Origin of the sequence: Leisingera sp. ANG59, from assembly GCF_013317235.1 — a bacterium.
GTDB lineage: Bacteria > Pseudomonadota > Alphaproteobacteria > Rhodobacterales > Rhodobacteraceae > Leisingera.
Map to the genome: position 1 here is coordinate 17,787 of NZ_WLCM01000032.1, position 19,389 is coordinate 37,175.

19 protein-coding genes are annotated in these 19,389 nt (G+C 64.9%); 9 read left to right on the forward strand and 10 right to left on the reverse strand.

Annotated elements, in window-relative coordinates; genetic code table 11:
- Positions 1-18: 18 nt before the first annotated feature.
- The 8 genes from GKC28_RS20180 to GKC28_RS20215 form a co-directional block, all read right to left on the reverse strand.
- Positions 19-1,167 carry an alpha-D-ribose 1-methylphosphonate 5-triphosphate diphosphatase gene (locus tag GKC28_RS20180; protein ID WP_174148801.1) on the reverse strand — a complete coding sequence of 383 codons (1,149 nt, stop codon included), beginning with the start codon at positions 1,165-1,167 and terminating at the stop codon, positions 19-21.
- The gene (locus tag GKC28_RS20185; protein WP_174148802.1) at positions 1,164-1,943 is read right to left on the reverse strand and encodes an alpha/beta fold hydrolase; all 780 of its coding nucleotides are present in this window, start codon (positions 1,941-1,943) and stop codon (positions 1,164-1,166) included. The genes GKC28_RS20180 and GKC28_RS20185 overlap by 4 nt, the downstream gene beginning before the upstream one ends.
- Before the next feature lie 45 nt (positions 1,944-1,988).
- Complete coding sequence (locus GKC28_RS20190; RefSeq protein WP_174148803.1) at positions 1,989-2,861, reverse strand: DMT family transporter; 873 nt, start codon at positions 2,859-2,861, stop codon at positions 1,989-1,991.
- A gap of 133 nt (positions 2,862-2,994) precedes the next feature.
- Positions 2,995-3,849, reverse strand: a complete 855-nt coding sequence (locus tag GKC28_RS20195; protein WP_174148804.1) for an HNH endonuclease — start codon at positions 3,847-3,849, stop codon at positions 2,995-2,997.
- 250 nt (positions 3,850-4,099) lie between these two features.
- Positions 4,100-5,749 (reverse strand): chaperonin GroEL, encoded by a 1,650-nt coding sequence (gene groL / locus GKC28_RS20200; protein ID WP_174148805.1) that lies wholly within the window; start codon positions 5,747-5,749, stop codon positions 4,100-4,102.
- A 63-nt stretch (positions 5,750-5,812) separates the two neighbouring features.
- Positions 5,813-6,100 (reverse strand): co-chaperone GroES, encoded by a 288-nt coding sequence (locus GKC28_RS20205; RefSeq protein WP_019298592.1) that lies wholly within the window; start codon positions 6,098-6,100, stop codon positions 5,813-5,815.
- A gap of 192 nt (positions 6,101-6,292) precedes the next feature.
- The gene (locus GKC28_RS20210; protein ID WP_174148806.1) at positions 6,293-7,294 is read right to left on the reverse strand and encodes an isopenicillin N synthase family oxygenase; all 1,002 of its coding nucleotides are present in this window, start codon (positions 7,292-7,294) and stop codon (positions 6,293-6,295) included.
- Positions 7,295-7,469: 175 nt separating this feature from the next.
- The gene (locus GKC28_RS20215; RefSeq protein ID WP_174148807.1) at positions 7,470-8,141 is read right to left on the reverse strand and encodes a DUF2161 domain-containing phosphodiesterase; all 672 of its coding nucleotides are present in this window, start codon (positions 8,139-8,141) and stop codon (positions 7,470-7,472) included.
- Between the two features lie 147 nt (positions 8,142-8,288).
- On the opposite strand from GKC28_RS20215, the gene GKC28_RS20220 reads away from it, so the two are divergent.
- From GKC28_RS20220 to GKC28_RS20230, 3 genes are all read left to right on the forward strand, one after another.
- Positions 8,289-9,275 (forward strand): TraB/GumN family protein, encoded by a 987-nt coding sequence (locus GKC28_RS20220; RefSeq protein WP_254604327.1) that lies wholly within the window; start codon positions 8,289-8,291, stop codon positions 9,273-9,275.
- A 46-nt stretch (positions 9,276-9,321) separates the two neighbouring features.
- Positions 9,322-10,302 carry a TraB/GumN family protein gene (locus GKC28_RS20225; protein WP_174148808.1) on the forward strand — a complete coding sequence of 327 codons (981 nt, stop codon included), beginning with the start codon at positions 9,322-9,324 and terminating at the stop codon, positions 10,300-10,302.
- Between the two features lie 118 nt (positions 10,303-10,420).
- A complete protein-coding gene (locus tag GKC28_RS20230; protein ID WP_174148809.1) occupies positions 10,421-11,341 on the forward strand; it encodes a manganese-dependent inorganic pyrophosphatase in 921 nt (306 codons plus the stop codon).
- Positions 11,342-11,430: 89 nt separating this feature from the next.
- Here GKC28_RS20230 and GKC28_RS20235 read toward each other — a convergent pair whose 3' ends face one another.
- Together GKC28_RS20235 and GKC28_RS20240 are read right to left on the reverse strand one after the other, a co-directional pair.
- On the reverse strand, positions 11,431-12,123 hold the full coding sequence (locus GKC28_RS20235; RefSeq protein ID WP_174148810.1) for a hypothetical protein: 693 nt from the start codon (positions 12,121-12,123) through the stop codon (positions 11,431-11,433).
- A gap of 104 nt (positions 12,124-12,227) precedes the next feature.
- Entirely contained in the window at positions 12,228-14,177 is a 1,950-nt protein-coding gene (locus tag GKC28_RS20240; RefSeq protein WP_174148811.1) for a methyl-accepting chemotaxis protein, read from the reverse strand.
- Between the two features lie 207 nt (positions 14,178-14,384).
- Between GKC28_RS20240 and GKC28_RS20245 the strand changes: the two genes are divergently transcribed.
- The 6 genes from GKC28_RS20245 to GKC28_RS20270 all read left to right on the forward strand — a co-directional run bounded on the left by GKC28_RS20245 (position 14,385) and on the right by GKC28_RS20270 (position 19,383).
- Positions 14,385-15,260, forward strand: a complete 876-nt coding sequence (locus GKC28_RS20245) for a TIGR01459 family HAD-type hydrolase (RefSeq protein WP_174148812.1) — start codon at positions 14,385-14,387, stop codon at positions 15,258-15,260.
- A 199-nt stretch (positions 15,261-15,459) separates the two neighbouring features.
- Entirely contained in the window at positions 15,460-15,903 is a 444-nt protein-coding gene (locus GKC28_RS20250) for a MaoC family dehydratase (RefSeq protein WP_019298602.1), read from the forward strand.
- A gap of 616 nt (positions 15,904-16,519) precedes the next feature.
- Complete coding sequence (locus GKC28_RS20255) at positions 16,520-17,452, forward strand: bifunctional riboflavin kinase/FAD synthetase (protein ID WP_174148813.1); 933 nt, start codon at positions 16,520-16,522, stop codon at positions 17,450-17,452.
- The gene (locus tag GKC28_RS20260) at positions 17,449-17,931 is read left to right on the forward strand and encodes a YcgN family cysteine cluster protein (protein ID WP_174148814.1); all 483 of its coding nucleotides are present in this window, start codon (positions 17,449-17,451) and stop codon (positions 17,929-17,931) included. The genes GKC28_RS20255 and GKC28_RS20260 overlap by 4 nt, the downstream gene beginning before the upstream one ends.
- A 138-nt stretch (positions 17,932-18,069) precedes the next feature.
- A complete protein-coding gene (locus GKC28_RS20265) occupies positions 18,070-18,276 on the forward strand; it encodes a hypothetical protein (RefSeq protein ID WP_174148815.1) in 207 nt (68 codons plus the stop codon).
- 72 nt (positions 18,277-18,348) lie between these two features.
- A complete protein-coding gene (locus GKC28_RS20270) occupies positions 18,349-19,383 on the forward strand; it encodes a low specificity L-threonine aldolase (protein ID WP_174148816.1) in 1,035 nt (344 codons plus the stop codon).
- Positions 19,384-19,389: the final 6 nt, after the last annotated feature.

Genomic DNA, 19,389 nt, shown 5'->3' on the forward strand with positions numbered 1-19,389 from the left:
GATGCGCGGCGCTCCCCCTCAGGCGAGGAAACGGCCCGCCACGTCCCCCGACATATAGCTCACCCGCCCGCCGGCAATGGTCGCCGCAACCCGATGGCTCTGCTTGTCCAGCACCAGAATATCGGCGCGCTTGCCCGCCTCCAGCCGCCCGCGGTCCGTAAGCCCCAGCAGCTGCGCAGGCCCTTCCGAGACCAGCCGCCACGCCCCCGCCAGATCCATCAGGCCGGAGCGTTCCAGCATCAGCGCCGCGCGCCGCGGGCTGGGATAGTGGTAGTCCGAGGCCAGCGCATCGCACAGCCCCATGGCAATCAGTTCGACGGCAGAGGCATTGCCCTTGTGCGAGCCGCCCCGCACCACGTTGGGCGAGCCGAGGATCACCGGATCGCCCGCCGCCCGCGCCGCCTCAGCCGCCTCCAGCGTCTCCGGGAACTCGGCAATCCGGGCGCCGCGCTCGCGCCAGACGGCGCGGTCCTCAGCGGTCTGATCGTCATGGCTGCCCAGCCGCACATCCAGCGCCGCCAGCTCCGCGCACAGCGCATCCAAGCAGCCCGGCACCTCAGCCCGGCGCGCGTGCATGTCCTTCAGCATCTGCCAGTGGACCTCCGGATTGCGCCCCGCCTTCAGCGCCTGGCCGGTGAGGCGCGGCGGCTTCTTGCCCGCCGCCAGCCGCTCATGCGGCAGGTGGTCGTTGAACACCACATAGGGAACGCCCCAGCCTGCCACCTTGGCTGCCAGCCCGGCGTAATCCTCCAGCATGTGGATCTCGAACCGCAGCTGCGGCAGCAGATCGGTCACGACAGAGCCGCGCACCGCCTTGACCGCCTCAAACACCTGCGCCGCAAATTCCGGCCCCCGCAGGCCGCCTTCCCAGGAATAGAACTGCGCCAGCACCGCGGTTGTGATGCCGTTGGCCGCCAGTTCCGCCTCGGCGGCGGCCACGCCCTCGGCCATCTGCTTCATCGCCCCCCGGCGCGGCGCCAGGTGGCGCTCGAAGCCGTCGCCATGGGCGTCCACGATCCCCGGCAGCACCAGATAGCCGGTCAGGTCCACAACCCGCCCGGCGGGCGCCTCCGCCACCAGCCCGTCCGCAAAGGCCAACTCGCCGCCGCGCTCCAGCCCGCCGGGGCGCAGCACGTCACCGCCTTGCAGGGTCAGTTCCAAAGTCATTCGTTCACGCCTTCTTCGCAGCCGCCATTCAGCTGGCAGGCCTCGCCAATGATCTCTTCCACCGCCGCCAGCCAGCCCAGGCTGGGCTCAAACCGCCCCTCCTCCAGGAAATGCAGCGCCTGCGCCATGACCTGCGGGTTGTTCATCATGTAGGTGTGGGTGACCGGCAGCGTCAGATGCGCCGCCATGCCCTCGACCCTGGTGCTGGCGACCGAGACCTTGCCGTCATCCGGCCCCGGGATCAGCGACGAAAACAGCGGGTTCAGCGTCTCGCTGCCCGCAATCACCCCGAGCTCGAAATCCACCGGCGGCAATTTCCTGGGCAGGCTCTCCGCCCCGGTGCCCAGCTGCAGCCCGGCGGGCCCGTTCAGCAGGCCGAACACCTCCCAGTCGCCCAGTTCATCCACCAGCTCGCTGCCCTGGTTCGGCGGCCCCATCATCACCACCCGGCCCAGGTTTTCCGGGCGGTTGCCCTGCAGCCAGTAGCGCAGCAGGATGCCGCCCATCGAGTGGCTGACCACATGGGTTGCAGCCTCGCCGCAGGCGGCAAAGGCTGCGGGCAGGGTCTCCTCCGCCAGCACCTCCACCGGTTCCTCGGTCGAGGGATAGCCGGGCCGCACCACGGAGTATCCGCGCGACTGCAAGACCTCCTCCATCACCGCAAAGGAGGTTTCGGACCGCGCCAGCCCGTGCAACAGGATCACGCAATCGGCCGCCGCAGGCAGCGGCAGCAGCGCCGCAGCAGCGGCAATCAGGGGCTTCAGAACATCACGCATGCCGCCCAGATAAGCGCAAGCGGCGGCACAGGGAAGCCCCTGCGGCTACTTGGCGGCCTGCACCTTGCGCGCGGGCGGCCGCCGCACCACCAGCGCGATGCCGCCCAGCACCGCGGCGCTGCCGAAGACCAGCCGCAGACCGATGCTTTCGCCCAGCAATGCAGCCCCGGCAAGGATCGCAATCACCGGCACGCTCAGCTGCACGGTGGCGGCCACCGCGGGCGCCAGCTGCGGCAGCACCCGGTACCACAGCGCATAGCCCATGCCGGAGGTCACTGCGCCCGACAGCACTGCCAGCAGCACCCCCCAGGGGCTGACCACCGTGCCGCCGCCTGCCAGCAGCAGCACCGGCAGCATCATCACGCTGGACCAGGCAAAGTTCACCGCCGTCGCCGCCAGCGGCTGCCGCGCACCGCGGCCCAGCAGGCTGTAGATGCCCCAGCCCAGACCGCTCAGCCCCATCAGCAGCGACGCCCGCAGCGGCACGCCCGCAGCCTCCGCAGGCCAGACCACATAGGCCAGCCCCAGAAAGGCCAGCACCGCGCCCGCCACCTGCATGCCCGCCGCCGGATTGCCGCGGAGGGCGCCCCACAGGAACATCGACACCTGCACCACCCCGAACAGCACCAGCGCCCCGAGACCGGCATCCAGATCCTGATACGCCAGGGTGAACCCGGCCATATACAGCGTCAGCGCCGCCCCGCCCCACAGGGACGCGGGGCGCAAGAGCCGCTCCCGGCTCCATGTCTCAAGCCCCCGCACCCGGCACAGCAGCGCCAGCATCAGCGCGCCGGAAACCAGCCGCCACAGGCCGAACCCGGTGGCGTCCATATACCCGCCGCCGATCGCCGCCCGCCCCAGGATCGAGTTCGCGGCAAAGGCAATCATGGTGAGGGAGACGAGACAAAACAGGCGCATGCGAAACGGGTAGCGCGCAACCGCCGCGCGGGCCAGTGGATTCTTCGTTTCAGCCGTTGATGTTCAACAGGATATCTATCTGCGGCAATGCGCTTTAGCCCTTGAATACGTTTTCCCGGTGCCAGCGGAGATATTACCTGTGCGGCTTGAAAGCCGGGTTAACAGGCTCGATCAAACGCCGGTCCGGCAGCAGCAAACGATCTATTGTCGCCTCATCAACCGCCTTTTTCGCGACCAGCACTTCATTATCATCGCTGATCGACAAAAGTCCTCGATCGAACATCCAATGCACGGTTCCCGACAGGGCAAGACCATTACGCACTGTATCCGGACCACGTTCAGAGACAGGAACGATATGCGCGGCCTCTACCTCCGGTCGCCCGCCGCCATTGCGCAGCTCTAGCCCCGACATTGAACATCGGCCGCCATATGCATGTTTGACCTGCCTCGCAAAACTGCGGTCCCGGAAGGCCCGCTGGGACAGCAGCATCTCGCGAACCTGATCCTGAGGTTCAAAGACGGCCTGCGCCTCGGCAAAACCGGGCTCTGCGGTGAAATCTCCGGTTCGCGGAATGGCATTCGGCTCTTCGCGCGCCGCCAGACCGGCGTTGATAATACGCGCAAAATCCGCGTCGGAGATCAGCCGGACCGCGCTGGTGTTGCTGCCGCGTGACCTGGGCAACCCGGTTTCATACGGCCCCTGCCCCTCCACCCATCTGGGCACAAAATTCTCGAACGACAACTCGCTGGCTGTATCCAGCAGCGCATACGCCAATGCAGGATCTTTAGGATCATCCTGAACCTGAAGCACGCGCTGAACGGAATGGTAGCCTTTGCCGCCGCCGCGCCGTCCCTCATAAAATATGACCCAGTCTCCGACGGTTTGCTTAACCCGGCTCAGATAGTGTTTCTTCGGAAAATGGTAAGCTTTGCCAGGCTGATCGTCATAACCCGAATGCGAAGACTGAATGAAAACTGCTTTGACCATGGCGGCGACTTTAATCGTTGCTTCGAGACCGAAAAGAGGCAGGAAAACCAGCGCCCCGCTCTTTCACCTTTGCACAAATACTCGCGCCGCAGGCGGGCCCGCAAGGCGGGCCTTCATTACCCGCAGAAACAAAAAGGGGCCGCCCTGAGGCAGCCCCAAATCTTGCAGTCATCAGCGGTGGGCTTCCGGCAGATTGGCCTTAACGGCCAATCGCCTGTCGCCGCATCCCAAATCCCTAAGGGATTTGTGATTACATCATGCCGCCCATGCCGCCCATGCCGCCCATGTCGGGCATGCCGCCGCCTGCCGCGCCTTCTTTGGCGGGCTTGTCGGCCACCATGGCTTCGGTGGTGATCAGCAGGCCAGCAACCGATGCCGCGTCTTCCAGCGCGGTGCGGGTCACTTTCGCCGGGTCGATCACGCCGAAGGAGAACATGTCGCCATATTCACCGGTCTGCGCGTTGTAGCCGAAGTGGTTGTCCGCGGATTCGCGGATCTTGCCGGCCACCACGGCACCGTCGACGCCTGCGTTCTCGGCGATCTGGCGCAGCGGCGCTTCGATGGCCTTGCGGACGATGTTGATGCCGGCGTTCTGGTCGGCGTTGGCGCCTTCCAGGCCTGCCAGCGCCTTGCCGGCCTGCACCAGGGCCACACCGCCGCCGACGATCACGCCTTCCTGCACGGCTGCGCGGGTGGCGTTCAGCGCATCGTCCACACGGTCCTTGCGCTCTTTCACTTCCACTTCGGTCATGCCGCCGACGCGGATCACCGCCACGCCGCCTGCCAGTTTGGCAACGCGTTCCTGCAGCTTCTCGCGGTCGTAGTCAGAGGTGGTCTCTTCGATCTGGGTGCGGATCTGGGCAACACGTGCTTCGATCTCGGCCTTCTCGCCAGCGCCGTCGACGATGGTGGTTTCGTCTTTGGTGATGGAGATTTTCTTGGCAGTGCCCAGCATGTCCATGGTGACGGACTCGAGCTTCATGCCCAGATCCTCGGAGATCACCTGGCCGCCGGTCAGGATCGCGATGTCCTGCAGCATGGCCTTGCGGCGGTCGCCGAAGCCCGGTGCCTTGACGGCTGCGATTTTCAGGCCGCCGCGCAGCTTGTTGACAACCAGGGTTGCCAGCGCTTCGCCTTCGACGTCCTCAGCAATGATCAGCAGCGGCTTCTGCGACTGGATCACCTGCTCCAGCAGCGGAACCATCGGCTGCAGCGAAGACAGTTTCTTCTCGTGCAGCAGGATCATGCAGTCTTCCAGATCCGCGACCATCTTGTCGGGGTTGGTGACGAAATAGGGCGACAGGTAGCCGCGGTCGAACTGCATGCCCTCGACCACGTCGGTCTCGGTTTCCATGCCCTTGTTCTCTTCGACGGTGATGACGCCTTCGTTGCCGACTTTCTGCATCGCGTCAGCGATCTGGCGGCCGATTTCAGCTTCGCCGTTGGCGGAGATGGTGCCAACCTGCGCAACCTCGTCGGAGTCTTTCACTTCGCGGGCCATGTCCTTGATGCCCTGCACGACTTTGGCGGTTGCCAGGTCGATGCCGCGCTTCAGGTCCATCGGGTTCAGGCCGGCTGCAACCTGCTTCAGGCCTTCCTTGACGATCGCCTGGGCCAGAACGGTTGCGGTGGTGGTGCCGTCACCGGCTTCGTCGTTGGTGCGGGAAGCAACTTCCTTCACCATCTGGGCGCCCATGTTCTCGAACTTGTCTTCCAGTTCGATTTCCTTCGCCACGGACACGCCGTCCTTGGTAATGCGCGGTGCGCCGAAGGATTTGTCCAGAACCACGTTGCGGCCTTTCGGGCCCAGGGTCACTTTCACGGCGTCGGCCAGAATGTTGACGCCTTTCAGCATGCGGTTGCGGGCATCGGTGTCGAATTTGACGTCCTTAGCAGCCATTTTTCACTCTCCTAGAGAAATTCTGTGTGTTTCAGCGATCAGGGACCAGAGCAGCCGGAGGGCTTACTCGATGATGCCCATGATGTCGCTTTCCTTCATCATCAGCAGCTCTTCACCGTCGACGGTGATCTCGGTGCCGGACCATTTGCCGAACATGATGCGGTCGCCAGCGGACACGGCCATCTCGATCAGCTCGCCGCTGTCCTTGCGGGCGCCTGCGCCGCATGCAACCACAACGCCTTCGCTCGGCTTTTCCTTGGCGGAATCGGGGATGATCAGGCCGCCCGCGGTTTTCTCTTCGCTTTCGGTGCGGCGCACCAGCACGCGGTCATGAAGCGGTTTCAATGCCATCTTTGCAGCTCCTTAAAAAGGCTCAAAGGTTGTTATCAGTTGGACCTCCGCCTCCCCGGCGGGGCCGTTATCACTCAACCGGGCTGAGTGCTAACGAGGGGAAGCTAGGAATGCCCCCGCATGTTGTCAACACGGAATCAGCAAAAAAATGAGGGCGCCGGAGCGCCCTCTGGTTGCCGCGGGTTCACTCCCTTATGCAGCCTTGTTTTTCAGGTGCGGAAAGCTGTCCCTGAAGCGGCCGAATTTATGCGCGCCGCAGGCCACCGGTTCATAGCGCGCCGGGTTTTCGGCACTGACGCAGCTGTCCAGCGGCCGGAACACCGCGTCCGCGTCGGCGTCGATGAAGAACGGGATCGAATAGCGTTCCCGGCCCGAGGCATTCACCACCCGGTGCAAGTTGGCCAGGTACAGGTCATTAGTCAGCCGCTGGATCAGATCGCCGATATTGATCACGAATGTGCCGGCAATCGGCGGCCCCTCGACCCATTGGCCGTCGCGGTTCATCACCTGCAAGCCGCCCACATCGTCCTGCGCCAGAATGGTCAGGCTGCCGTAATCCGTATGCGCGCCGATTCCCATCACGCTCTCGTCGATCCGGCCCTCTTGCGGCGGGTAATGCAGCAGCCGCTGGATGGTGATCGGGTTCTGCATCCGCGGCGCAAAGAAATCCGCCTCCAGCTCCAGGCTGACCGCAATCGCCCGCATCAGCCGCTGCGCCAGGCCCTTCATCTCCTGATGATAACCATAGACCGCGCGTTCAAATTCCGGCCGCGCCGCGGGCCACAGGTTGGGGCCAAAGAAGGGGTCTTCGCCAACAGGGCACTCCGGCCCGATATCGAAGCACTCCTTCAGGTCCTTGGTCTTCGCGGGGTCGGTGTTTTCGCCGAAAATCTCGATATAGCCGCGCAGGGCAAGCCCGGACTTGGAGATATGCAGGTCCATCTTGTCCTGCAGCGGCAGGTCGAAGAACCGGCGGGTCTCATCAAAGGCACCGTTCACAACCGCCTCCGGCACCCCGTGGTTCTTCACATAGAAGAAGCCGGCGTTGATCAGCGCCCAGCGGATGTCCTTGGCCACCTCAAACAGGCTGCCGCCCGTGTTCAGCGCGCTGATGTCGATCACCGGGATCTTGTCGAAAGAGACCCGCTGCGCCCGCAAGCGGTCCTGAAGCCGGTCGATGTCCTGATCTGCCATTGCTCTCTCCCCTTGTGCAAAGCTGGGGCAGTCATCGGCTGACAGGGCCACGTGCTCAACAGGGAAAAAATGCAACTCGCGTGAACTGAGCTAACCCTATGAATGCAAGTTTCTTGACAAATAAGCGAAGTATGCAAGTTCACGCATTAGCTAGAAACAGCACAAACCCGCTGCGTCATTTTCCTTCCCAGCTCTCTGCCCAATGCACCAGCCCGTCGCGGCCCGCGTCTGTCAGCTGGTAAATCCCGGTCTCCACCCGCTCGAACCAGCCATAGTGGTTCTTGGCCATCAGCTGGGTGGCCCGCGCAACTCCGGTGGCCTTGGCCACCTCTGCTCCTTTGCAGGCGCCCGCCCCGGCCAGATGCGCGGCGCAGGCCAGCGCGTCCTGGCGGTAGGCGGTGACAATGCCGTGCCGGGTGGCGCCGCCCGCGTTGGGATCGCCGCGCAAGGCCTGAAACTCGCGCAGAAGCCGCGCCTGCTTCTTCTTCGATTTGCGCGGCGCATAGGGCCCCGGGTCGCAATGCACCTCGGCCCGGCCGTCCGCCAGCACCGTGATCAGCCCCAGGCCCAGCCGCCGGCACATCGCCAGATTGTCCTTCATCATCCGCCGCGCCTGCCGCCCGCCGGGGCGCGGCACCGCGATATAGACATGTTCGGTAATGGCCAGCCGCGCGATCGCCTGGTGGAACAGCGACAGCGAAAACTTCAGCTTCAGCTCGACAATCACCGGCGGCTCCGCGCCGCGCACCGCCACCACATCGGCAGCGCCCACCTCGCCCTTGACGGCATAGCCCTGGCCTTCCAGCAGCGCCTTCACCGGCGCATACAGCTGATCCTCGCGTTCCATGCCCCATGACTGGCAGGAAGCCGCAACGATGGCAATCCGCGGCCCGGGTTTTACTGGGCAACGCAGGGTTCTGCATTGCCGGCACCCCTGCCCCGCCCTAGGGTCTTAAGTTCAGGCCAAGAGTTCCGGACCCCGGGGAAAGGGCGCATGATGAAACGGATTGCACTGGCACTTGCGCTGATGCTGCAGGCCACCGCCGGTTTTGCCGCCTGCCGCGGCATCGACTACCGCGACCACCTGCCGCCCGGAACCCAGGCGCAGCTTGACCGCGAAATGGCCGCCACCCCGTACTCCCAGGGCAACCACTGGGTTGCGACCAAGGGCCGCCGCACCATTCATGTGATCGGCACCATGCACGGCGGCGATGCCCGCATGGCCAAGGTGATGCGCACCCTGCGCCCGGCGCTGCTCTCAGCGCAGGCGATCTATCTGGAAACCTCGGACCAGGACATGGAGCGGCTGGACCGGATGCCGCCCGCGATGGCGCGCAGCTTTTTGCTGCCGCAGGGGCGCGAGCTGCGCCACCTGCTGACGCCGGAGGCCTGGCAGCACTTCAAGCTGACCACCCAGGTCACCGGCGCCAGCCTGGAAACCATGAACCGGATGCAGCCCTGGGCGATCTCGATGTTCGTGGTGCAAAGCGGCTGCCGCCCCTATGGCTTCGGCCTGCGCCGCGGGCTGGACGACCGGATCTCCGATTTCGCCCGCCGCAAGCGGATCCCGCTCGGCGCTCTGGAAACACCGGAACAGGCGCTGGCCGCCATTTCCGGCCTGCCGCTGCGGGATCAGGCCCGGATGCTGGAGCTTGAACTGCAGCTGATCCAGTCCGGCAAGCCCGAGGACGCCACCCCGGTTGAAGCCTATTTCGACCAGAGCGTCTGGACCTCCTTCGTGCTCGCCCCCTGGGTCAGCGCCCAGTACAGCAGCTTCTCCCATGCCGAAACCAAGCGGTTGTGGGCCCAGTACAACAGCCGCCTGCTGGACCAGCGCAACATCCGCTGGATGAAGGTGATCGGCGCCGCCCGCCAGGAGCGTTTCGTGGTCGCTGTCGGCGCGGCCCATCTGCCGGGCAGAAACGGGCTGCTGAACCTTCTTCAGGCCAGGGGCTTCAGCCTCAGCCGCGCCCCGTGGTAGGCTGCGGCAAACCTGCCATTCAATTCACGTTTCAGGACTTTTCTTCATGCGTTTCCTTCTCGCTTTTACCTTCCTGCTGCTGCCTGCGTCGCTCTGGGCTGCCTGCACCGGCACCGACCAGCGGCTGGCGCTAAGCGCCAGCGAACGGGCCGCCGTTGAGACCCGGGTCGCCGCCACACCCTTTGCCGAGGGCAACCACTGGATCGCCCGCCGCGGCAGCCGCAGCGTGCATGTGATCGGCACCATGCACATCAATGACCCGCGGCTGGACGCGGTGACCGCCGCGCTGACGCCGCTGATTGCCGAGGCTGACGTGCTGCTGCTGGAAGGCACCAAACGCGAGGAGGCCGAGTTGATGGCCGCTATCGGCAGCGATCCCTCGCTGACCCTCATCACCGAGGGCCCCAGCCTGATCGACCGCCTGGAGCCCGCCGAATGGGAAGACCTGGCCGCCAAGGCCCGCGCCAATGGCGTCGCGCCCTGGATGGCCGCCAAGATGCGGCCCTGGTTCCTGGCCGTCTCGATGGCGGTGCCGCCCTGCCTGCGCACCTCGCCGGAGAGCACCAACGGCTTGGATAAGCGGCTGGAACAGGCCGCCGATGAGGCGGGCACCGAAACCCGGGCGCTGGAAAGCCCGATGACCCTGTTTGAGGTGTTCAACAGCGAGCCACTGGAGGAGCAGGTCCGCCAACTGCGCGCCTATTTGACCCTTCTGGGCGGCGAACAGGACGCCATTTTCACCATGATCGAAAGCTATTTCGACGAGCAGGCTCTGACCTATTTCACCATCTATGAACGCGACTTCCTGCAATCCGATGCGCTGCCGGCGGAGGAAACCCGCCGGATCTGGCAGGAGTCGATGGAAGCGATGCTGGACAACCGCAACCGCGCCTGGATCCCGGTGATCGATGCGGCTGATGGCGATCTGATCGTGGCCGCTGCCGGCGCCCTGCACTTGCCCGGCGAAAACGGCGTGCTGAACCTGCTGCAGCAAGCGGGCTACTTGCTGGAACGCGCGCCGTTCTAAGCCCCGCCCCGAACACAACGCCGCATTGCAGCAGCTGCGGGGTGACAAGCCTGCGCGCCAGCCCTATAAGGCGCGCAAATCCCGCATTTCCGACCTTATGCATGAACAGGACAGCCCCATGACCATCCAAGTTTTCGGCCATAAATCCCCCGACACCGATTCCACCGGCTCCCCGATTGTCTGGGCCTGGTACCTGAACGAGGTGAAAGGCGTGGCCGCGGCCCCGAAACTGCTGGGCGAGCCGAACACCGAAGCCGCCTTCATGCTGCAGCGCTGGGGCCTGGAGAAGCCGGAAATCATCGCCGACGTGGCTGATGATGCGGCGGTTGTCATCGTCGACACCAACAACCCGGCAGAGCTGCCAGCCAACATCAACGGCGCCGACGTGCAGGCGATCATCGACCACCACAAGCTGGTTGGCGGCCTGGAAACCAAAGGCCCGATCGACATCACCATCCGCCCGCTGGCCTGCACCGCCACCATCATGCACGACCTGATGGGCGATGATGCCGCCAAAATGCCGGAAGCCGTCAAGGGCGCGGCGCTGACCTGCATCCTGTCCGACACGCTGGAGTTCCGCTCCCCCACCACCACCGCCCATGACAAGGCCGTGGCCGAGAAGCTGGCCGCCGACCTGGGCATCAATATCGCCGACTACGCGGCGGAGATGTTTGCCGCCAAATCCGATGTCTCCTCCTTCTCCGATGCGGAGCTGATCCGCATGGACTCCAAGGAATACGAAGTCGACGGCACCAAGTTCCGCGTCTCCGTGCTGGAAACCACCGCGCCGGGCGTGGTGCTGGACCGCAAGGCCTCGCTGATGGAGTCGATGACCTCTGTTGCAGCCGAGGACGGCGTCGATCAGGTGCTGCTGTTCGTGGTCGACATCCTGAACGAGGAAGCCACCCTGCTGGTGCCGAACGACCTGGTGAAGACCGTCGCCAGCAAGTCCTTCGGTGCAGATGCGGCCGGCGACACCGTGGTGCTGCCGGGCATCATGTCCCGCAAGAAGCAGATCATTCCGAACCTCAAGGTCTGACCGCAGCCATCAGGCAAACAGGCCAGTTCAACGGACAAAAGGCGCCCCGCGGGGCGCCTTTTTCGTTGCGGTTGCCTTTTGGCGCGCGCCTAGTCCAGGCCGAACACCGTCATCCATTCGCTGCCCGCCGGACGGAAACCGGCGTAATCCGCCAGCATCCGCGCCACCGCAGGCATATGCGCTGCACCATAGAGAATGGCGATGGACTGCGGTTCGTTCCGGTCCAGCACGCCTGCCAGCGTTTCGCAGAGGCGCGTGTCGCGCTGATGCAGCAGCACGCCGCGCAGCAGAGCTTCTTCGGTGTCCCAGGACAGGCTGCTTTCGCGCGTGCGGAGGTCATCCACATTGCGGCCGCGCGACAGGCCTTCCCGGGTGGCGAAACAGCGGCGGCGCAGCCCGATCCATGGCGCATAGGCAAAATAGAGCGCACGGTGCGCAAGCGGCAGCGTCTTCCAGGCCGCCTCGAACTCCGCCTGGGTGACATCGGCGTGGATGCGCTCCGCCCGGCCCGCTCCGGCCGGCAGCTTGGGCTGCGTCACCAGTCCCAACCGGTTGCCGTGCAGCCAGCGGTAAGAGCTGGTCAGATGCTGCACCACAGGCGACTTCACACCCTCGAACAAGAGAACATCGTGGTCCAGCGCGTCGCGGTAGACCGCGTCATAGAACCCGGCTTCGCCGATATGCAGCATCGGGAACAGGGTCACTGCTGCCGGGTGTGCAGGGCTTTTGAAAACATGGCGGGCGGACCTCAGCCCCATGAAGGATGTTTCGATAAATTGCATCCGGCGCCTAAAGAAGCTTATTCCGACTGAAAACTATACCGGCAGTTGCAAACAGGAAAGACCCAGCAGCGCAACGGGCTGCCGGGGCGCCTGAATACTGTGGCTCAGGCAGAGCGGGTTTCGGGACCGCCTGCTGGGCCGGCCGGGGTTTCGTCTTCACCTTTGAAATCCACCCAGCGGTCCTCCTCCAAAGCTGCGGCCATGGCGTCCGCATATTCTGCCTCCGCCTTCAGCGGTGTCTCCTTAGGCGGCTCCGGCACCGCAGGCGCCGCCGGGAATGCAACCTCCTGAAACGGCGCCGCCGCCTGGCTGCTGTCCAGCAGCACGAACTGGCCGACCATCCGGTTCAGCTCCACGGTTTCGCCGCTCATCGCGCGGATGGCAGAGCCGGTTTCCTCCACCATGGAAGCGTTCTGCTGGGTCACCGAGTCCAGCTGGGCGACACCGGTGTTGATCTCGTTCAGCCCCTGCGCCTGCTCTGCCGACTGCCGGGAGATGCCGGCCACCAGTTCGGTGATGCGGCCGACCTGGCTGACCACGGTCTGCAGCGCCTTGCCGGCGCCATCCACCTTGTGCACGCCGTCCTGCACATGGCCGGAGCTGGCGCGGATCAGGGTCTTGATCTCCATCGCCGCATCCGAGGAGCGCTGCGCCAGCGCCCGCACCTCGGAGGCGACCACCGCAAAGCCGCGGCCGACCTCGCCCGCGCGGGCGGCCTCCACCCCGGCGTTCAGCGCCAGCAGGTTGGTCTGGAAGGCGATGTCGTCAATCACCCCGATGATCTGGCTGATCTGATTAGAGGAGGTTTCGATCTCGTTCATCGCCGCAATCGCGCCCTCGACCACCTCGCCGCTGCGCTCCACGTCAGCACGGGCGGCCTCAACCGCGCCCTGCACCTCCTGCGCGTTCTGTGCCGAGGAATTGACGCTGGCGGTCATCTGCTCCAGCGCCGCGGCGGTCTGCTCCAGCGTCGCCGCCTGGCTTTCGGTGCGCGCCGACAGGTCCTCTGCCGCGGTGCGGATGCCGTCCGCCTGGCTGTTCAGCCGGCCGCCGGCCTGCACCACCTGGGACAGAAGCTGGTTCAGCTTGTCGACGGTTTCATTGTAATTCACCCGCAACGGATCGTAATCGGCACCGAATTGTTCGGAGATCTGATCGCTGAAATCGCCCGCCGCCAGCCGCTGCAGTGCCTGGCGCAGCCGTTCGATTACCGCTTCCCCCTCCTCGCGCAGCTTGTTCTGCTCCTCCAGCGCCTTCACCACGCGGCCCGAGACCGCGTCGATGTCCTTGGCGATATCGCCGAAATCATCGGCCCGCATCCGGTCGGCGACCCTGAGGCTGAAATCCCCCTCTGCCACCTCCCGCAGGGCAGCCCGCATCCGCTCGATCGGCCGGGTGATGGTCAGCGTCACCTTGCGGGAGTTGTGCAGCATGATGACCGTCGCAACCGCCGAAATACCCAGCACCAGATAGAGCAGGTTCTGGTCTTGCTGGCGCGCGGATGCCGCCGTTTCGGCTGCAGACACCTTGATCGCCTTGCCCAGCTTGGACAGCTTTGCGGAGATGTTTCCGGAGTAGGACTGGAAGGCCGGCAGCGCGTCGACAGCCTCCGCCGTGTCGGTAAAGGCGAGCGCCACCACCTCTGCGCCGGTGTTGTTGAACCCGTCGACCAGCGGCAGCAGCGAGGCCACCATGTTGCGGATATGCTCCGGCAGCTCCAGCGCCTGCAGCGCCTCCATCTCGGAGCGGAACTCCTGAGCCTCCGCCTCCATAGCGGCCTGCAGCTGTGCCTTGCGGTCCTCCGCCCCGTCCTGGCCCAGAACCACCGCTGACACCACCGCGGCCTCCACCTTGCTGTGGGCCATGTCCGCCGTCAGTTCATGCCGGACGGCCTGGGTCACATTGATCTGGCGCTCCAGGTTCAGCTCGCTCTGCCACAGGCTGAAGAGCGACACCGTGGCCAGGATCAGAACCGAAGACATAGCGATAACGCCGGACAGCATCAGCCGGCGTTTCAGGGGCATCGTGCGGAACAGGGGCAAACTGCGGAACATGATAAAATCACCATTAGGTTGTTTTTGGAAAGACAAAATCACCCGGGTTAATTTTTTGAAAATCTGCGGGGCTGATGCTGCTTTTTAACGGTGGCTGAACGGAACGGCTGCGGTTCCGGCAGTGAAAGTGCCGCGGCCGGCGGCTGGCCTTCCGCCGCACTCTCTGCCATAGCTGGCCGCAACGACCCTACGCGCGAAGGCCCGGCCATGACCCAGATCATCACCTCCCTTTCCGAAGTCTCCAGCCGCTACAAGGCGCTGTTCGTGGACCTGTGGGGCTGCGTCCACAACGGCATCACCGCCTTTCCCGATGCGGTGGCGGCGCTGCAGGCCTACCGCGAGGCAGGCGGCACCGTGGTGCTGGTGACCAATTCGCCGAAACCGCGCGCCGGTGTGGCGGCGCAGCTGGGGCAGTTCAACGTGCCGGCGGACGCCTATGACACCATCTCCACCTCCGGCGATTCCGCGCGGGCGGCGATGTTCACCGGCGCGGTCGGCAACAAGGTCTATTTCATGGGCGAGTGGGAGCGCGACGCGGGCTTTTTCGAGCCGCTGCATGTGATTCACAACCCGGTGGAGATCACCAGGGTGCCGCTGAAAGAAGCCGAGGGCATCGTCTGCTGCGGCCCGTTCGATCCGCAGGCCGATCCGGAGGTGAACCGGGCCGATTTCCTCTATGCCAAGCAGATGGGCATGAAGCTGTTGTGCGCCAACCCGGACATCATCGTCGACCGCGGCGAGACGCGCGAGTGGTGCGCGGGCGCGCTGGCGCGGCTGTATACTGAGATAGGCGGCGAGAGCCTGTATTTCGGCAAGCCGCATCCGCCGATCTATGACCTGGCCCGGCTGCGGCTGCAGGAGGTGGCCCCGGGGATCGCCGATTCCGAGATCCTGGCGATCGGCGACGGGCCGCATACGGATATTGCCGGCGCCATGGGCGAAGGCATCGATTCCCTGTTCATCACCGGCGGGCTTGCGGCCAGAGAGACAAAGACATCAGTCCAGCCGGACCCGGACGCGCTGGCGGCCTATCTGGCGCAGGAGCAGTCCGCGCCGACCTATGCCATTGGCTTCCTGCGGTAAATCCGGCACCCGGCACCCCCGCTGGCTGCCCCGGCCTTGCAACCCTGCCCGCACCGGGCGGGGTTTTCTTTTGTCAGAAATGTCTTGATTTTCTGCAACTGCAAAGTAATAAAGTTGCGCAAGCGGCCACGGTGGCGCGCAAAAGTTACAACGCCAAACGGTCAAATGATGCGTTCAGGGCCGGCGAACGGAGGATGAAATGTTGGACAACATGCCGCGCGGAACCATCTGCATCGAAGACATCGAGATGGGCATGGTGCGTTACCTGCGCAAAGTCATCACCGATGAGGACATCGAAAAGTTCGCCCAGGTGTCGACCGACCGCAATCCGGTGCATCTGGATGACGATTATGCCCAGGACACCATTTTCGAGGGCCGGATCGCGCACGGGATGCTGACCGCAGGGCTGATCTCGGCCGTCATTGGCGAGCAGCTGCCGGGCCACGGCACCATCTACATGAGCCAGTCGCTGAAGTTCCTGGCGCCGGTGCGCCCGGGCGATCTGGTGCTGGCGGAGGTCGAGGTGACCGACATCGTGATCGACAAGCGCCGGGTCAAGCTGGACTGCCGCTGCATCGTGGATGGCAAGAAGGTTCTGGTGGGTGAAGCCATGGTGATGGCCCCGTCGCGCAAGTTCGACTGAATTTTCTGCATGCAGCAGTTTCAGCCGCCGGGGGCCTTTGCCCTTGGCGGCTTTTGCTTGCCGTGCCTGTTGTTCCGTTCGTTCCGTTCGGGTGTTGCGCTGAAGCCCGATTAAGGGGGCGGCGCCGCCGGGTGGAGGTGGACAGACCCCGCCGGGGGCCTGCTCGGACAAGCTCGCTTGGACGACCCCCTTTTTATCAGGGCCGGTCTCCGGGGTGTCGCGCAGGCAGCCTCACAGATGCCTGCGCCTCGTATCATGGCCCATGCGCGGAGCCATGGCGGGGGATCGCGATCTTTAGGAAGTATTGCAGAGGGGCATGAGGATTGCGTGAAAGGGGCGTACGGCGGGGACGCAACACCTTTCTGGCAGGCCTGATACTGAGGGCGGGCGCCTGCCCGCGGGGTGGCGCTGCAACGCTTGTGCGGGGCAGTTTGTCCCTGCACCTTCCGTACGAGTTAACGAGGGAGCACTGCCCTCTCGAAAGCGCCAGCCCGATGGGGCGGGCAGGCGCTCGCCCGGCGCCTGCGGCTTGATTCCGGGCTGGGGCGGGTGTGCTTCCACCCTCCTCCGCCACTGGCCGCTTGAACCGCCGCCGCGGTGCGGGTACGGATGCGCCATGCGTATCGTCAGAGATTATGAATTCGTCGAAGTGCAGGACCGGGGCGCCACCGTCGCCATCGGCAACTTTGACGGCGTGCATCTGGGCCATCAGTCGGTGATCGAGCTGGCCCGCAAGGCGGCACCGGACGCGCCGCTGGGGGTGATGACGTTTGAGCCGCACCCGCGCGAGTATTTTGCGCCGGACAGCCCGCCGTTCCGGCTGATGCGCGCCGAGACCCGCGCCCACCGGCTGGAGAAGCTGGGGGTGGAGCGGCTCTATGAGCTGAACTTCAACACCGCGCTGTCGAGCCTGACGCCGGAGGAGTTCGCCCGCGACGTGATCTCCGAAGGGCTGGGGCTGGCGCATGTGGTGGTGGGTGCCGATTTCTGTTTCGGCAAGGGCCGCGCAGGCAATGCCGAAGACCTGAAGCGGTTCGGCGCGCAGTACGGCTTTGGCGTCACCATTGCGCCTTTGATGGAATATTCCGAGCACGCGGTGTCCTCCACCGCGATCCGCAACGCGCTGAGCGAAGGCCGCCCGGCGGACGCCAAGGAGATGCTGGGCCACTGGCACCGGATCGAAGGCGTGGTGATCGGCGGCGAGCAGCGCGGGCGGGAGCTGGGCTTCCCGACGGCCAACATGTCGATCGAGGGTCTGCACCAGCCGCGGTTCGGCGTTTATGCGGTGCTGGTCGACGTGCTGGACGGGCCGCATGCGGGCAGCTATTTCGGGGCCGCCTCGATCGGGGTCAGGCCGATGTTCGGCGGCGTGGTCCCGAATATCGAGACCTACCTGTTCGATTTCTCCGGCGACCTGTACGGCGCGACTTTGTCGGTGGGGCTGGTGGCCTTCCTGCGGCCGGAGCTGAAATTCGACGGGCTGGAGGCGCTGATCGCGCAGATGGATGCGGATTGCGCCGAGGCGCGGGAAATGCTGGCGGCGCTATGAAACCTGCAAAAGACGTCATTGACCGCTCCGGCCTGGGCGAGCGCTTCTGGGAGAAGAAGCCGCTGGACAAGATGAGCCAGAAGGAATGGGAAGCGCTGTGCGACGGCTGCGGCAAATGCTGCCTGAACAAGCTGGAGGATGAGGACACCGGCGAGGTCGCGCTGACCCGGGTCGCCTGCCGCCTGCTGGATGACAGCACCTGCCGCTGCGCCCAGTACCCGATCCGCCACCAGTTCATCCCCGAGTGCATCGTGCTGAAGCCGGACAACCTGGACACCCACGCCTACTGGATGCCGCAGACCTGCGCCTACCGGCTGCTGTGGCAGGGCAAGCCGCTGCCGGAATGGCACCCGCTGCTGACCGGCACGCCCGAAAGCGTGCATGAGGCCGGCGTGTCGGTGCGCGGATGGACGGTGTCGGAGTTCGAGATTGCCGAGGACGAGTGGGAAGACCACATCATCGAAGAGCCGACCGGCTGAGCCTGCTGCGCCGGAGAGACTGCGGTGCCGGTCTGTCGCAGGACTGTTAAACAGAAATACAATTTAAGATTGCAAAGCATGCAGCCCCGCCGCCATGATGAGGGAATCCACACAGGTTTCCCATGAGGAGGGCGGCAGATGCCATTCGAGCACGGCACCTATTTCAGCGCAAGAGAAGCCTACAAAACCAGGGAGTTCCTTTCGACCCTGGGCCTGAGCAGCAAGCAGGCCGGTGAAATCAAGGCCTGGCACCAGTACCATCTGGGCAAGCAGCTGACGATTTGGGCCACAGTCGGGACCATTGCCGGCCTCGGGCTGGGGCTGCTGTTTGCGCGGATGTTCTGAGCGCGGCTTGGCATCGTCGGCGGAACTGCCTACTGCTAGGCAATCACTCTGGCAGACCAAGGGAATCCGCTGATGCATTTCGCTTCCGACAACTCCGGCCCGGTGCCGCAGCAGATCCTCGACGCGCTGGCGCGGGCCAACCAGGGCTATGCGATGGGCTATGGTTCTGATGCCGAAATGGCGGAGGTGACGGAGCGGATCCGGGAGATTTTCGAGGCGCCGGAAGCGGCAGTCTACCTGGTGGCCACCGGCACCGCGGCCAATGTGCTGGCGCTGTCGACACTGGCACAGCCATGGCAGACGGTGTTCTGCACCAGGCCTGCCCATATCAACATGGATGAATGCAACGCGCCGGAGTTCTACTCGGGCGGCGCCAAGCTGACGCTGGTGACGGAGGCCGACAAGATGACCTCCGAAGGGCTGCGCGCGGCCATCGAGGGCGAGGAAACCCGCGGTGTGCACGGGCCGCAGCGGGGGCCGGTGTCGCTGACCCAGGTGACGGAGTTCGGCACCGTCTACAGCCTGCAGGAGCTGCAAGCGGTCTGCGGTGCGGCCAAGGAATACGGGCTGCCGGTGCATATGGACGGCGCGCGGTTCACCAATGCGCTGGTGTCGCTGGGCTGCACGCCGGCCGAGATGACCTGGAAGGCGGGCGTTGACGCGGTGTCGTTCGGCGGCACCAAGAACGGCTGCATGGGGGTGGAAGCGGTGATCTTCTTTGACCCGCGCCATGCGCAGGAGTTCGAGTACCGGCGCAAGCGCGGCGCGCATCTGTTTTCCAAGCACCGCTACCTGTCGGCGCAGATGCTGGCCTATCTGACTGATGATCTGTGGCTGGACAACGCCCGCGCCGCCAATGCAAAAACCGCGCTGCTGGCCGAAGGGCTGAAGGCGGCGGGCGCCCATTTCACCCATCCCGCCCAGGCCAACATGATCTTTGCCGCCCTGCCCCGCGGCAAGCATCAGGAATTGTTCGCGGCTGGCGCCATCTACCACCTGTGGGACGGGCTGCTGCAGGGGCCAGAGCATGAGCTGGTCACCGCACGCTTCGTCTGCGACTGGTCGGTGCCGGAGGAAGATATCCGGACATTCCTGTCGCTGCTCTGAGACCTC